12 protein-coding genes are annotated in these 14,961 nt (G+C 35.1%); 5 read left to right on the top strand and 7 right to left on the bottom strand.

The genetic code is table 11. The features are described from left to right. Nucleotides 1–50 precede the first annotated feature (50 nt). Nucleotides 51–1,040, bottom strand: a complete 990-nt coding sequence (locus BSF41_RS01855; protein ID WP_172426834.1) for an alpha/beta fold hydrolase — start codon at nt 1,038–1,040, stop codon at nt 51–53. A 282-nt stretch (nt 1,041–1,322) separates the two neighbouring features. On the opposite strand from BSF41_RS01855, the gene BSF41_RS01850 reads away from it, so the two are divergent. Beyond that, complete coding sequence (locus BSF41_RS01850; protein WP_095927815.1) at nt 1,323–2,015, top strand: hypothetical protein; 693 nt, start codon at nt 1,323–1,325, stop codon at nt 2,013–2,015. A 94-nt stretch (nt 2,016–2,109) separates the two neighbouring features. Here the strand turns inward: BSF41_RS01850 and BSF41_RS01845 are convergent, their stop codons facing one another. The 5 genes from BSF41_RS01845 to BSF41_RS01825 form a co-directional block, all read right to left on the bottom strand. Next, a complete protein-coding gene (locus tag BSF41_RS01845; protein WP_057122622.1) occupies nt 2,110–2,547 on the bottom strand; it encodes a thioesterase family protein in 438 nt (145 codons plus the stop codon). Between the two features lie 122 nt (nt 2,548–2,669). Beyond that, nucleotides 2,670–3,455, bottom strand: coding sequence for a TlpA disulfide reductase family protein (locus tag BSF41_RS01840; RefSeq protein WP_095927814.1), 786 nt, complete (start codon nt 3,453–3,455; stop codon nt 2,670–2,672). Nucleotides 3,456–3,520: 65 nt separating this feature from the next. Then, nucleotides 3,521–3,976 (bottom strand): SRPBCC family protein, encoded by a 456-nt coding sequence (locus BSF41_RS01835; RefSeq protein WP_095927813.1) that lies wholly within the window; start codon nt 3,974–3,976, stop codon nt 3,521–3,523. Between the two features lie 57 nt (nt 3,977–4,033). Next, nucleotides 4,034–4,501 (bottom strand): hypothetical protein, encoded by a 468-nt coding sequence (locus tag BSF41_RS01830; RefSeq protein ID WP_095927812.1) that lies wholly within the window; start codon nt 4,499–4,501, stop codon nt 4,034–4,036. Between the two features lie 41 nt (nt 4,502–4,542). Beyond that, nucleotides 4,543–5,820 (bottom strand): Na+/H+ antiporter, encoded by a 1,278-nt coding sequence (locus BSF41_RS01825; RefSeq protein ID WP_095927811.1) that lies wholly within the window; start codon nt 5,818–5,820, stop codon nt 4,543–4,545. 365 nt (nt 5,821–6,185) lie between these two features. On the opposite strand from BSF41_RS01825, the gene dnaK reads away from it, so the two are divergent. The 4 genes from dnaK to BSF41_RS01800 all read left to right on the top strand — a co-directional run bounded on the left by dnaK (nt 6,186) and on the right by BSF41_RS01800 (nt 11,110). Continuing rightward, nucleotides 6,186–8,069, top strand: coding sequence for a molecular chaperone DnaK (dnaK, locus tag BSF41_RS01820; protein WP_095927810.1), 1,884 nt, complete (start codon nt 6,186–6,188; stop codon nt 8,067–8,069). 586 nt (nt 8,070–8,655) lie between these two features. Then, nucleotides 8,656–9,915, top strand: coding sequence for a site-specific integrase (locus tag BSF41_RS01810; protein WP_095927808.1), 1,260 nt, complete (start codon nt 8,656–8,658; stop codon nt 9,913–9,915). Beyond that, nucleotides 9,912–10,661 carry a hypothetical protein gene (locus BSF41_RS01805; RefSeq protein ID WP_095927807.1) on the top strand — a complete coding sequence of 250 codons (750 nt, stop codon included), beginning with the start codon at nt 9,912–9,914 and terminating at the stop codon, nt 10,659–10,661. Before BSF41_RS01810 ends, BSF41_RS01805 begins: the two co-directional genes overlap by 4 nt. 107 nt (nt 10,662–10,768) lie before the next feature. Continuing rightward, nucleotides 10,769–11,110, top strand: a complete 342-nt coding sequence (locus BSF41_RS01800; protein ID WP_095927806.1) for a helix-turn-helix domain-containing protein — start codon at nt 10,769–10,771, stop codon at nt 11,108–11,110. Nucleotides 11,111–11,603: 493 nt separating this feature from the next. Here BSF41_RS01800 and BSF41_RS01795 read toward each other — a convergent pair whose 3' ends face one another. After that, a complete protein-coding gene (locus tag BSF41_RS01795) occupies nt 11,604–14,912 on the bottom strand; it encodes a M1 family aminopeptidase (RefSeq protein ID WP_095927805.1) in 3,309 nt (1,102 codons plus the stop codon). Between the last annotated feature and the right edge of the window lie 49 nt (nt 14,913–14,961).

Here is a 14,961-nt window from a genome sequence, read left to right as displayed (position 1 = left end):
GGCACTAATTTTATTTTAATTAAAAGAAAAATTAATTCATAGCTGATAAATTATTTCAAAAATACGATTAATGATTTTATAAACGAATCAAAAGATTCGATATGTGGCAAATGCCCTGTATTTGGAATTTCTACGAGTTTTGCATTTGGAATTTCTTTCTGTGTTTTTTTACCCAACTCAGCATAATTTCCCATTGTTTTTCGCACTTCTTCAGAAACCAGTGGTTTTCCTAAAGCAGTTTTATCTCTCGTTCCTATAATTAATAGCGTTGGACATTTAATATTTTTAAATTCGTACAAAACAGGTTGCGTAAAAATCATATCGTATAACAGAGCAGAATTCCAAGCAACTCGATCATAGTCTGGTGCCGTTGTCCATCCTGCACCCAGTTCTGCCCATTTTTGATAATCTGCATTCCACTTTCCATCGTAATAATTTGCCATTTGGTATTGTTTGATGCCTTCGTAATTCTGTTTTAATTCCGATTCGTACCACCAATCAACAGGCTTGTACGGAACAACTAATTTCCAGTCTTCCAAACCAATCGGATTTTCTAAAACTAATTTTTCTGTTGTTTCAGGATACATCAATGCAAAACGAGTTGCCAGCATTCCGCCCATAGAATGTCCTAAAATGGTCGTTTTTTGAATTCCCAAATGATCTAAAAGCTTCTTGGTGTTTTCGGCTAACTGCTGAAAAGTGTATTGAAAATGGTCTGGTTTTGTCGATTTCCCAAATCCAATCTGGTCGGGAACAATTACACGATAACCTTCTTTTGTCAAGGCTTTAATAGTAGTTTCCCAATAAGCGCCATTGAAATTTTTTCCGTGAAGTAACACAATATTTTTTTGATTGTAGTTTTCTGGAATGATATCCATGTAGCTCATTTTCATGTATTGACGCTGACTGCTCAATTCGATAAATTGAACAGGGAATGGATATTCATAATTACTTAAATTAATATCCAGTGCTTTTATATTTCCTTGCTGGCCAAAACTTAAGAAAGGAATTAGTATAAAGAGTAGTTTGAGTATTTTCATTTTAATGGCATTTGTTATTAAGACTTATAAAATTAAACCGAACCATTTTTAAAACAAAGTATAATATCTTAAAGTTATCAGAAAAAAAGCTTTCAAAATATTTTCAATGTTTTTAGTGTTAATAATCGATGATTTATTGAGTTTTTATCGATTAAATGAAGCTGATTATGAAAATAATGTATTTTGACGAGTAATGTAGCACTTCAAAGAACTTCTTTTATTAACAGGAAAAATGTATGTAATTTAGTATCAGAATGTTGTAAGCCTTAAAAAAATAGTATTATGAAAAAGACACTACTTTTGCTCCTGCTCACTGTCCCCACATTTGCCCAAGAACTCAATACTTTTGATTTCGCCGTTATAAACTCAACCTTAATTTCTCCCAATATAGATCTCGATAAAGGCCGGAGTGTCGTCGCGGCAAATCAAGATCAATATTCAGCTTATTTTCAGTATGCTCTTACCATGTGTGAAGACGATATCATTTTTGGTGCTGGAATTGACAAATCCGAAATCGATCGCACTTATGTGGGTTACATAGGGAAAATTTGCGAAAATTTTAGAGCTACAATTGGTATCGGTTATGTAGATTCTAGAAGCGGTTATGAGGGAACTTTTACAGGTTTCAGTATCTCCTGGCATTTTTCTGAAAACACCTATATTGGCGGAAATCTTGAAAATTTGCATTCGTCAATTATTGATTATGAAACTGATGAAAGTTTTGATTATTACAAAAAACTGGTTCCCAAAGTTTTTGGGAGTTATGAAATTATCCCGCATGTAATTGCTTTTGGGCAGTTGAGTTCGAAGGTAAATGATATTGCTTTAAAATATCAGGTTCGCCGATTTTCTACTGGTGGATTTTATTCTGGACATTCAGTTGGCGGAATTTTCGGAACTGTTAATGTCGGACGATTTGCCTTTTCGTGCAGTACAACTTTTGAAAAAGTAAACTTTGGATTAAAGTTTGAATAACGAAATTAAAAATACAATTTGGTTAAGAGAAAAATCCCAAAAACAATATTTAAAATTGTTTTTGGGATTTTTTATAAGATTACAATTTGCTGGTTTATAGTCCAACAAAATCATCACTTTTCGGGAAAATACTCAAAGCCTGAATCGCGATTTCTGGCGTTGGAGAAGCTAGTTTTCTCAGTTTTGTATCCATCCACGCACCATCAACCGTGATTGTTGCGCAAAGTGTATCGTCTTCTCTTCTAAATTCATGAATGATTGACCAGCGAGAAGCATCGGCTTTCATTTTTGAAGTTTTAGTATGAATGAATATTTTATCAGAAAGTTTTAATTCTTTTCTAAAAACGCATTCTTCTCTAAACAAAACAGGACCAAAACCTTGCGTTTGCATTACTTTTAATGTTAAACCCAATTCTTCTAAAATTTCGATACGATGTTGCGCACCAAAATCATAATAAGCGCTGTGACGAACGTGAAAATTAGGATCAAGATCTGACCAACGGAAAGATATTTCTTTTGTAAATGAAGCCATTTTTAATATTGTATTTTATTGAAAAACCGAAATTACAAATAAAAAACAAACGAATAGCACAAAATTACTATGCATGCATAATTTTTTTTCGTTTTCACATTATAAATAGGCGGTCCAATAATCTATTTTGAAAGCAGTTTTTTGATTTCGCTTGCTATCTTATCTAGGTTTCCTTCCGCATTTCCTACTGCCACATATTGTATAATTCCGTTTTGATCAATTAAAAAGTTTTTCGGAATTGCATTTGTAGCATATTGATTCCATATTATATTATTTGGATCAATGCCGAAATTAAAATTAAGACCATCATTTTTTAACTTCACTACTTTTTTAGCCACTGCAGTTTCTTTTTCTCCGCTTGAGATTGCTAAAAAGACAAAATTATCATTTTTAAAAGGTTCGAGAATTTTTGATGGAATATCGTAGAACTCTTGTAGGCAAGGTGCGCACCAGGTTGCCCAGAAATTAACCAGTACCACTTTTCCTTTTAAGTCAGAAAGTTTTACCTCTTTGCCGTCGACAAGTTTTAAGGTAAAGTCTTTGGCTTTGTCGTTTACATTTAATAGAAATTGTTTTTGTTCGACTTGAGGTTTTGGATCTAAGGCACTGTCTTTAGTCTTTTTATCGTTTTCGATTTTTTCTTGTTCGGTAAAAACTTCTACGACCACTATAAATTCTCTGTCGCCAATTTTATCGCCAAATTTTTTTGCTAGTTCATTTCGCTTTTCTTCACTAACGCCTTTATTCATTGATTTGACATAACCCTCATTGCCATATTTCATAACTTGATCCATTGTGGCAATTTCGTTGTTGATAATAATAACAGTTTCAGGTTTTTTTGCGACTTGGTTTTGCGCATAAAAGGATTGAGCAATTAGAAAAATTGCTAGAAGGATAATTTTTTTCATGTGATTGATTTTTGATTGTTTAATGATTGATGATAAGGTAAAAATACGGAATTAAGTTTTCATAATTACATTTTAGATAATTCAACTTCCAGTTTGTCAAAGTTTTCTTCGTTTTTATCGACAACATAAGGCTTTAATTTCTGGCATTCTGCTTCAGTTTCAAAAAGCATTTTAAAAATTACTTTGGTTTGATTTTCGGCAATAGTTTCAAAAGTGGTTAAGATTTGAAAAAGTGGTTTCGAATGGCGTTTCCAAGCAATAAGATTGGGTTTGTCTATTTTGATGAATTCGCATTCATTGGCATAATTTCCAACTTCTGGACCATGCATAATGAAGCTCCATTTTCCGCCTTCGCAAAAGTTAAACTCATGAAAAGTATTGGTGAAACCTTTTGGTCCCCACCAATTTTGTAAATGTTCTGGATCGCTCCACGCTTTAAAAACAAGTTCTTGCGGGAAATTCAGGATACGTGTGGTTACAATTTCTGAATCTGATGTTGTAGTAAGAATATCTGAAGTCATTTTCTTGATAGTTTTTAAATGAAACAAAAATGCACAGTTATAAAATTACGTTATTTTTTAGATGCTTTCAAGATTATCCCATTCGTATTCAATTTTATTGATTTTCATATAATAAGGAATAAGGAGTAGAATTTCTAATCTAAAAGAAAAATGGTCTTTTCCTGCACTAAAAGGAAGTATAAACAAAGAAGCAACACATATTGCAATACCCACAAGTGCATCTATTTTGGCAATCATAATGGCATTAGGTTTTTCGAACCAGAGGGAAAATGCTGCAAATGCTTTTAAAAGCATAATAGAAATTATAAAAATTCCAGTTCCAGAATAAGCGGTGTCGGTTGAAAACCCGTAAAGTGATAAATTTACATTCGGAACAAAAAGATTTATAATTAGAGAACCTATTGCACAAACTCCCATGAGCATAAAAATCCAACAGAAAACTTTTATCCACCAAGGAAGAAGTTTACGTCTTATTACTTCCGGTTTTTCAAATTCGTCGAAGTGGCCTTTTAGTTCATGTTCCATAGTTTTTGGTTTAAATTGGGTTAGTTAGTGTAGTTATAAATTTATTGGTTTAGCTGTTTTTTTTCTTCAATTTCATTTATTTTTTTGACAATCCACGGCAGTGTTAATCCTTGCCCGATTAATGTCAATAATACAACTGCAACAGAGATAAATATAATAGCATTTCTGAGCGGAAAAGGAGTTCCGTCTTCTAGAAATTTGGGAAGTCCAATGGCAATGGCCAGTGATACTATGCCTCGCATTCCAGACCAGCTTATAATTAAGCTGTTTCCAAAATCGAGAAGAGCATTTTCGCTTACTTTTCTTTTTCCGTTTTTATTCTTCTGAAAGGCTTTTTGCAGGTTTTTCTTTTGAAAAAACACTCTTGTCATTCTAGTTAATAATGCAACGATTGTAATTATTATGGCATAGCCAATATAGGGTAAAATCATTCCGTCGTCGATGTCTTTTAATATATATCGAAAATTGAGTCCGATTAAGATGAAAATCAATCCATTGAGTAAGAAGATAATAACATCCCAAAGACTTTTAGAACTGTTTTTTAAGCGCTCAGGAAAAACTTTATTGCTTAAACGCGCCATTGCCAAACCTAGAATAACAACTGCAATTACTCCAGAAACATTTAGGTGCTCTGCGACAAGATAGGTTACAAATGGCATTAAAAGCATAAAACTTACAACGACATTAATGTTATTTCTAACCGTCCTTAGTATGATTCCTAATATTTTGCCCATTATCGCACCAACCAAAAAACCTCCTCCCAATAAGAAAACAAATTGAAAAGCGGCTTTCCAGATTATAAAAGTAGCACCCATAACAGCAGCAACTGCAAAACGATAAGCAACAAGAGCAGAGGCATCATTTATAAGACTTTCGCCTTCTAATATTGTAAGTGTTTTTTCGGGTAAACCAAGACCTTTTGTAATGTTTATTGCTGCAACAGCGTCTGTCGCAGAGAGAATGGCGCCTAGTACAAAAGCCAAAGGCCATGTCATGCCTGGAATCATGTAGTGAGAAACAACTGCAATCCAAAAAGTAGTAAGAAATACAAGCGGAATTGCTAATGTGCTAATAGTACTAAGATTCGTTTTAAAATGTTTTGGGGAAATATTGAAAGAAGCATCATATAACAATGGCGGAAGAAATATCAGGAAAATAATTTCTGGATTAATTTCTATTTCCTGCATAGTTGGGATAAATCCGATGGCCACTCCCACAATTACAAGCAGAATCGGGTAGGGAAGTTTGGCTTTGTCTGCAAAAGCTGATAGTCCTATTACGATTGCAAGTATAAAGATGATAATGCTGTAATTTTCCATTTTTTTAATTTTGAGAAATGCTAATGTAATTAATTTCGACTTAGTGAAAGTATCCTAAATTTTATAAAAATAAGTTCTTATGAAAACGGATGCCCTAGCCCCGATAGAAGCGGCATCCTTTTGCGCCGGGGTTCGGCATAAAAGATAGAGCGGATAGCGGGAAACAGCTTCATAATTGCTTCATAATGACATGAAAAAAATATGTCGTGCCACGAATGTCAGGTTTTAAAAATGTCATGTTGTCAGATGATTTTTAGGGCACTGACGCTAAAACTGACAATTTTATTTAGTTTTTTATATTGGCACAAAGATTGACTTATGCCACCTGAGTTATAAAATTAAATCAAAAATTAAATATATAAAAAATGGGTAAAATAATCGGAATTGACTTAGGTACGACGAACTCTTGTGTTTCTGTAATGGAAGGTAACGAAGCAGTTGTTATCCCTAACGCAGAAGGAAAAAGAACTACACCATCTATCATCGCTTTTGTTGAAGGTGGAGAAATTAAAGTAGGTGATCCTGCAAAAAGACAAGCAGTAACGAATCCTACAAAAACGATTGCTTCTATTAAACGTTTTATGGGACACACTTTTGCTGAAACTCAAGAAGAGGCAAAAAGAGTTCCTTACAGTGTTGTAAAAGGTGACAACAATACTCCACGTGTGGATATTGACGGTCGTTTATACACTGCTCAAGAATTGTCTGCTATGACACTTCAAAAAATGAAAAAAACTGCTGAAGACTATTTAGGTCAAACAGTAACTGAGGCAGTTATCACTGTTCCTGCATACTTTAACGATGCTCAGCGTCAAGCTACAAAAGAAGCTGGAGAAATCGCTGGTCTTAAAGTTATGCGTATCATCAATGAGCCAACTGCTGCTGCACTTGCTTACGGATTAGATAAAAAAGGAAATGATCAAAAAATTGCTGTTTACGATTTAGGTGGAGGTACTTTTGATATCTCTGTTCTTGAATTAGGAGACGGAGTTTTCGAAGTATTGTCTACAAATGGTGATACTCACTTAGGTGGAGATGATTTTGACCAGGTTATTATTGACTGGTTAGCTGACGAATTCAAATCTGAAGAAGGTATTGATTTACGTTTAGATCCAATGTCATTGCAACGTTTGAAAGAAGCTGCTGAGAAAGCTAAGATTGAATTATCATCTTCTGCTGAAACAGAAATCAACTTACCTTACGTAACTGCTACTGCTTCTGGACCAAAACACTTAGTAAAAAAATTATCTAGAGCTAAATTTGAGCAATTATCTGATACTTTAGTAAAACGTTCTATGGAGCCAGTTGCTAAAGCATTAAAAGATGCAGGTTTATCTACATCTGATATCGACGAAGTAATCCTTGTAGGAGGTTCTACTCGTATGCCAAGAATCGCTGACGAAGTTGAAAAATTCTTCGGTAAAAAAGCATCTAAAGGTGTTAACCCTGATGAGGTTGTTGCTATTGGAGCTGCTATTCAAGGTGGAGTTTTATCTGGAGATGTAAAAGATGTATTGTTACTTGACGTAACACCTCTTTCTTTAGGTATCGAAACTATGGGTGGTGTATTGACTAAATTAATCGAGTCTAACACAACTATCCCAACTAAAAAATCTCAAGTATTCTCTACTGCTGCTGATTCTCAACCATCTGTTGAAATCCACGTATTACAAGGAGAAAGAGCTATGGCAGCTGATAACAAAACTATCGGTCGTTTCCACTTAGATGGTATTCCACCAGCACCAAGAGGAGTTCCTCAAATCGAAGTAACTTTCGATATCGATGCTAATGGTATCATCAAAGTTTCTGCAACTGATAAAGGAACTGGAAAATCTCACGATATCCGTATCGAAGCTTCTTCTGGATTAACAGCTGAAGAAATCGAAAAAATGAAAAAAGATGCTGAAGCTAACGCTGATGCTGACAGAATTGCAAAAGAAAGAGCTGAGAAATTGAACGAAGCTGACAGTACTATTTTCCAAACTGAATCTCAATTGAAAGAGTTAGGAGATAAATTGACAGACGATCAAAAAACAGCTATCGAATACGCTTTAACTGAATTGAGAATGGCTCACCAATCTCAAGATCTTGACGCAATCCAAAAAGGATTAGACAATGTAAATGCAGCTTGGAAAACAGCTACAGAAGCAATGTACGCTCAAGGTGGTGAAGGACAGCAAGCTGCTCCACAACAAGAGCAGTCTTCTGGAGATAACGTTGAAGACGTTGAATTCGAAGAGGTCAAGTAGGTTAATTAACATCGATTAACATCGGTTAATAATAAGTGCTAAACCGCTGGAAACTTAATGTTTACAGCGGTTTTTCTTTTTTCTTTTTTATTGTTTCTGCTCTTTTTTAATCTTTTTTCATCATATATTTGTACCACATTTGCACCGGCACTTAAGTGGAGACAAAGTGTCTCTTATGTATACTTATTGTACCTTAATAGAGGGAAATAGGCGATGAAAAGAGAAAAATAAAGAATGTCTTTCTGTGGGGGAGAATTGTTGCCCCAAAAGAGTGGCTTCTGTATACGGAAAAATTCCTTCAGTTAATCTGGGAACCTACCTTCTAGGGATTGACCGGAAAATCATTGCTGAGATGTTTTCATTTTCCACAGCCTGCCGGAATCTGAAATACATTGAAGAAAAAATTATACAGACTTGAAAAAGAAGACTGCTATTCCATTAGCGAAATAGCTGAGAGATTTCAAATATCTGAAGATTCTGTCGACAGCCATCTCCGGAAATATTCAATACCAACCAGACAGAGCGGAAAGTATGTATATGCTCCAAAAATGGAAATTGATAACTTTTATAACAGAAATGATTTTATATGAAACAATTACTGAAAACCAAGGTAACTGTGCGTATTCGAAAAGCAGAAAACAAAAATGAATGGTATGTTTATATAGAAAGCTATCCTGTTGAGGTTTCCGGAAAGAAAACTCCCCAAAGAATCCGTGAATATATAAACAGATCGGTAACAACAGTGGAGTGGGACAAAAAAAGAACCGCCCGAACGGATGCAGAGGGAACAAAATCCTACAAACCGAAGCGCAACGATAACGGAATAATAATGTGCAGAAGCGATAGCGACCGTGAAATAATGCTGTATGCCGACGGAATCCGTAAAGTTCAGCAGAAAGAATATGATAATAGAGATCTCTACAGTGATGCTGAGAATATATTAGTTGAACAGAAAGAAAAAGGGCTGGAGGATTTTATTAAATACATTGCAGATTTGGCGGCAAAAAGACACGCTCGAAGTTCAAAATCTGTACAGATCAATTGGAAGCGGACCAAAGAATTTTTAAAAAGCTATTCAGGAAACAGCCTTATATTTTCTCAGATTGACTACAGAATGGCACAGGATTTTAAACTGTTTTTATTAGCCGCTCCGCTAGAAGGAAATAGAAAAGGAACCATTTCCAGTAACACTGCGGGAGCTTATTTTTCCATATTTAAAGCGGCTTTGAAACAGGCTTTTATCGACGGATATTTAACTGTTGACTTATCTTCAAAAATAAAAGGCATTCCCGAGCAGGAATCAAGACGTGAATATCTGACCATTGAAGAATTGAATGTACTGGCATCAACAGCATGTGAAAAAGATGTCCTTAAAAGGGCAGCACTTTTCTCAGCACTTACAGGACTGAGACATTCCGACATTCAGAAGCTCCGCTGGAAAGAGATAATTTTGGAAGAGGGTATTGCCAGACTTCACTTCACGCAGAAAAAGACAAAGGGTGTCGAATATATGCCTATTTCTGAGCAGGCTCTTCAGCTCTGCGGAGAACCGAGGCTTCCCCGGCAGCTTGTTTTTGAGGATTTGACAGACATATCGTGGATTTCACGCCCTCTAAAAAAATGGGTTGAATCGGCAGGCATAAAAAAAAATATTACCTTCCATTGCTTCCGCCATACATTTGCAACATTGCAGCTGTCGAGCGGGACAGACATTTATACGGTCAGTAAAATGCTGGGGCATACTAACCTAAAAACTACTGAAATCTATGCAAAAGTGGTCGATGAGAAGAAAAACAAAGCTTCGCAGGCAATACAATTGGAATCTTTAAAAAACAGACCCCAATGAAAGTAAAGTTCTTCGAATATATTGCAGTTTATCTCTCTGTTTATTTAGTCTGCATTTTTGTCGGCATAATCGGAAGACTGGTGCTCTTGGAAAAAGGTGCGGATGAATATACGGCCGGTGTTTTTTTTTGGATCAGCACTGGATTTGGAGTTTTAATGTTTGCAATTCTAAGCCTGTTTCTAAACGAATTGGCTGCAGGAATACTGAATCGTTTTTTGAAGGCTGAAAAAAAGCAATCGCCTGAAAGCCTCATTACAAGTGAGGACCTTGTAAAAATAGAAGAAGGGCTTCAGAATGGTTTAATTAAGCCCGAAATGCCTGAAAGTAAAAATTCAGCCCTTGATATTGAGAAGATAAGGGAGGAGCGTCAAAATGCAGCCAGAAATCAAAAACAGGAAAGGATTGATACAGCCATCCGTTATGCAAAGCGGGAGTTTGCGCTGTACGTTTCGGATGAAGATCTGGAACAATTGGGAAGGAATATAATCATATATGCTGAAGGCATAAATTTCGAAAATATTAAGCCGGTAAAAGTAAAAGATCTGTCCAATCTGGATCTTTATCATTTTGGCTGGAATATCTGGAATTGTTTTAAAGCCAGCAGGCAGGACAGAGCCGCACAATTTTTAAAACTGACTTTTGCCGACGCTTTAAAAGATGTTGAGCAGAAAAGCATTAAAACGCATCTGAAAGATGATGAACAGAAAGGTCTTTTAAAGATTGTTGAAGATCTTACATATTTTTAAATGCCGATACTTGTAAATCACTGTGTTTTTCAGATGTTTCTCTTGTGAAGAAGGACACAGCAGAAACACTTTTTTCATTTGCAACATAACTATTAAAAACGACAGTTATGGACACAAACGAAATCTCTTTTGAGAACCTGCCCAAAGCAGTAGCGCACTTAGTGAAAGAAATTGCCGAGATCAAAGTTCTGATTCAGAATGTGCAGGTATATGAATCTAAAGAAAAAAGTATTCCTATCGGTATTGAAGAAGCAAGCTGGATCATAGGAAAAGCAAAGCCTACAATTTACGCTCTTGTACGGCAGAGAAAAATTCCCTGCTATAAATACGGTAAAAAGCTGTATTTTTTTGAAGAAGAGCTTTTAGAATGGATTTCTAAAGGGAAAAGGAAAACCGTAGAGGAAATCGAAACAGAAGCGATGAAATTGAATCATAACCGGAAGAAATAGCCGGCAGGAATACCTTTGTCGCTCGATTACATCCTCAAAAAGAAAAATACAGCTTCTTTTTAGTATTTTGTGCTTTAACACGATTTGAACCGTTCCAAGAGCAGGATTGAACCTTAAGCCCGAAACCGCTTTCAATGCAGCTTCTGTTTAACGTTAACTAACTGATTAACGGTGGTATGTTTTTGTTAGAAATTTATTAAAAATACTGGATTCTAAACTAAATTAACCCAGCTTTTAAAATCCCCATTAACATTGATCCAAATTTCATGAAGCAGGAAATGAGCTGCATTTCATGCCAAAATTTGTAATGATTGATTTCTGCTGGCTGCAGACTTAACTTTTAGCCACAAAAAAGTATTAGCTCTACCTTTAATTTTCAAAATACTTGCCCGAAAAATGTACAGGCAAGTATTGTTATGAAAATAATTCCAGCATAAATTTTAGCCATTATTATTTTTTATTTTTTTACTGCGAATAATTAATAAAATGGGAATCATTTATCGCTAAAAATAATATTGCTATCGAATTCCGTTTTTTCAAACAAACTATACACTTTATGACGCAAAGAAACAGGGGTGACTTCAATAAAATAAGTCAGCAGTTCTTTTGATGTTGGATAATTAGGAGTTTTTGATTTCAATTTTCCGTTAGAATTGTTCCAATCACGAATAAACCTTTTTAAAGCAAGATTAACCTTTTCTTCCCCAATATAATTCTGAAGAGCGTACATTGCTAAAATTCCTTTTGCATTGAATATATAATCTTGTTTTTCAACTAATTCTAATGGTGCTTCTTGATTAGTATATCTCTTTTTTGCCTGCAGATAGACTTCTTGTTCTTTTTGCAGAAGCTGCTCTATTTTTTTTTTGGAGTATTTCTTTTTCATCACCACTAAGGCAGCATATTGGGCCAGGGTCTCCAAAATCATATTTTTTCCTTGAACATTAGCCGCCTGCAGCTGCATTCCCCACCATTGGTGTGCTAATTCATGCGCTGTTCTGTAGAGAATAATATCCACATCTGATTGGTCATCAATATTGAGCATAAACTCATTGGATTCCGAAAATGTCACTGCACCGGAGAACGACTCTGCTTGCTGGGTGTAAGCAGGAGTTTCTATGATTCGAATATTGCTGTGCTGATAAGGGGCGTAATTTGCTGAAAAATAATCAAAAGATAATTTGAAAGCCTGGATCATTCTCTCCACGTTATACTGATGTCCTTTTTGATAATAGATTTCCAAATCTACGGGGACTGCCAAACTATTATTTTTAGGGTGCCATCTGCTTTTGGAAACTTCATAATCTGCCGATATTATCGCATACTGATTTACTATGGGGTTATCTGTTTTATAATGGAAATAGGAACGATTGCCTAATGTCCATCTCTTTTGTAAAGTGCCTGAGGAAATTGCCTTTTGCCTTTTTTCTGTCCCGATAGTAACTTCAAAATTGATTAAATCAGCGCTGCCTCCGGTACTTGAATAAGTTAATTCCGTTTTATCGTTTCTTTTGGCCATTCCTTTTGCAGCCGGAAGTTCAAATTCTGCCCTGATTCTAGTTTCATCAAGCTCGTATTCTTTGCTGTAGCCCAAAGTTGGAAATGCTTTATTTGTCAAGAATGTACCGTTATGAAGTACACTGCTGTTAGAATCATTTTCTTTGAAACCTTTTGTTGTATAGGTCTGTTTAAATTTCATTTTAACAGCCTCACCTGCTTGTAATGGTTTTTTTAAGGTGTAGATATAGAAGCCGTATTGGTTATATTGTTTATCTAAAAAAACTTCCCGTCCAAAATTTACTTCTTCTAAATTTATTTCCGAGCCCAACGGTTTTTGCAGATAGATTTTATAAATAGGTTCTTTTAAGGTATTGGTAAGCATGTAATAGCCTTGAGCAGTATAATCTCCGGTTTTTGGATACAGCTCAACTTGCAGCTTAACATCGGTAATTTTAGGCTGCGGCAGATATTCAAACCTTTTGAGTGTTTTTTCATAATCTGCCCTAAATTCTAATTTATCATCGGTACTTTCATATTTGTTCAGGATATTGGTATTATAGAAAATATAACTTCCCAGCAAAGCAAATACCAGTAATACTGACAATACAAATTTGAGCATGGGTTTTTTAAAGCGCTGCATACCCAGCTCGATGCGTTTTTTTAAACTGGTTTCAGTGCCCCTGACAGAGAGAATCGAAGCGAGGATTAGCAAGAGAATGCCAAATACAATCCAATATGCCTTAATCCACAAATAGGATACTAGAAAGTGACCGTAACCATTCATGTCTGAATAGGAACCCAGACCGCTCCCGCCAAATTTGTAAAGATCGTGCTCGAAACCAAAAAAATCCGAAACAGTATTTAGGATAACAAAAACCATTACTAAAATAAAGCCTGTGAATTTATTATTTGTCAGCGCCTGAAAGAAAAAAGATATAAAAGTGTACAAAACCAGAAAGGGAAAAAACTCAATAAAAAAGCCATAGAAATAAACATCCAGTTCATAGTGATACCAGCCGTTTGCCGTTTGAAAGGTAATCCCAAATATAATTAGTGAGAGTATCAATACGATATAAATCAATAAAAGGCCCAGGAATTTACTCAGCAGGCTTATAATACCCGATATGGATGTTGCGTCATAGATTAAATCCAGCTTAATTTCTCTTTCTTTCCAAATGAGCTCGCCAGAATAGAAGATTAGTATTATTACAAAAAAATATAGCGATAATTCTTTTAATTCTTTTATAACAAGATAGGTTGTAGGATAACTGGCAGCATCATATGCAGTATTCAGATTAATAGAGTTTATTAAAATGATAATTAATGCACAGATGATAATAGCCCAGAATGATACCTGCTTACAAATGGATATAAAATAAAACCATGTAAGTTGTAATAGCTGAACAAATTGTGATTTAAAATTATACTGTATTAATACTATGGGGATTTTGAGATTCTCGTTAGCGGCAGTAGTTAAGTCATGGATAGTCTTTATTTTTTTCTCTTTAGGTTTTTTGTTTTTTGCTGTACTAAAATTAAACTTGAAGTACCCTACTATTAAAATAAGCATTCCTAGAAAAACCCAGAATAATTTATTGTATAGAAGCACACCAGTAAAAGGAACAAGCGTTGAATTGCGTTCTGCCGCTGTAAACAAGGCATTCATATCAGTGAGCGTTGTCAGGGAAAAAGGATCTAAAAGGGCTTGCAGGAAATCGTTCTTTATAGATTTTGTCAATAGAAAGGGAACAAAAAGAAGTACTCCCTGTGTATAGACTACCATTAAGTTTCTGCTTAAAGCGCCACTAACAAAAAACAATGACGATCCAAAAAACAGCATGGGCAGCACTATAATTATAAAGGGCTGAATGTAAGCTAAAAAGTTAAAAGGCATTAAATTTTCCGGATAACGCCAAGGCATAAATTCCCCAAGGGTAAATCCTAATAAAAGCCCTGTAAATACAAACAATAATACTGCAAAAGAGCCTAGAAACCGGCCTAATAAATAATCCCGCTTTTGGATTGGATTAACAAATAATAGGGATTCTATATTGTATTGATAGTCCCGCAATACTGAAACACCCATAATCAAAGAAGTCACCATCATTAAAATTGCGGTAACAGCAGCCATTGCTTTAGCTATTACTATAGGCGCATTTGTTTTTACGGAACCCATATCAATCCCTTGAAAGACAAAGTCCACACCCGCAAGGGAAAAGAAGAATATAAAAATAAAAAAGATATAGGTGTCAGGGCGTTTTATTCGGTATTGGATTTCGAATTTAAATATGTCGTACCACATGGTTAATCGTTAATTTTAATAGATTAGAATAGAAAATTTTACTTGATTA

This window comes from Flavobacterium sp. ACN2 (assembly GCF_002303885.1).
Taxonomy (GTDB): domain Bacteria; phylum Bacteroidota; class Bacteroidia; order Flavobacteriales; family Flavobacteriaceae; genus Flavobacterium.
Note: the sequence above shows the minus strand (reverse complement) of the source record. Positions and strands in the feature narration are given on the sequence as shown.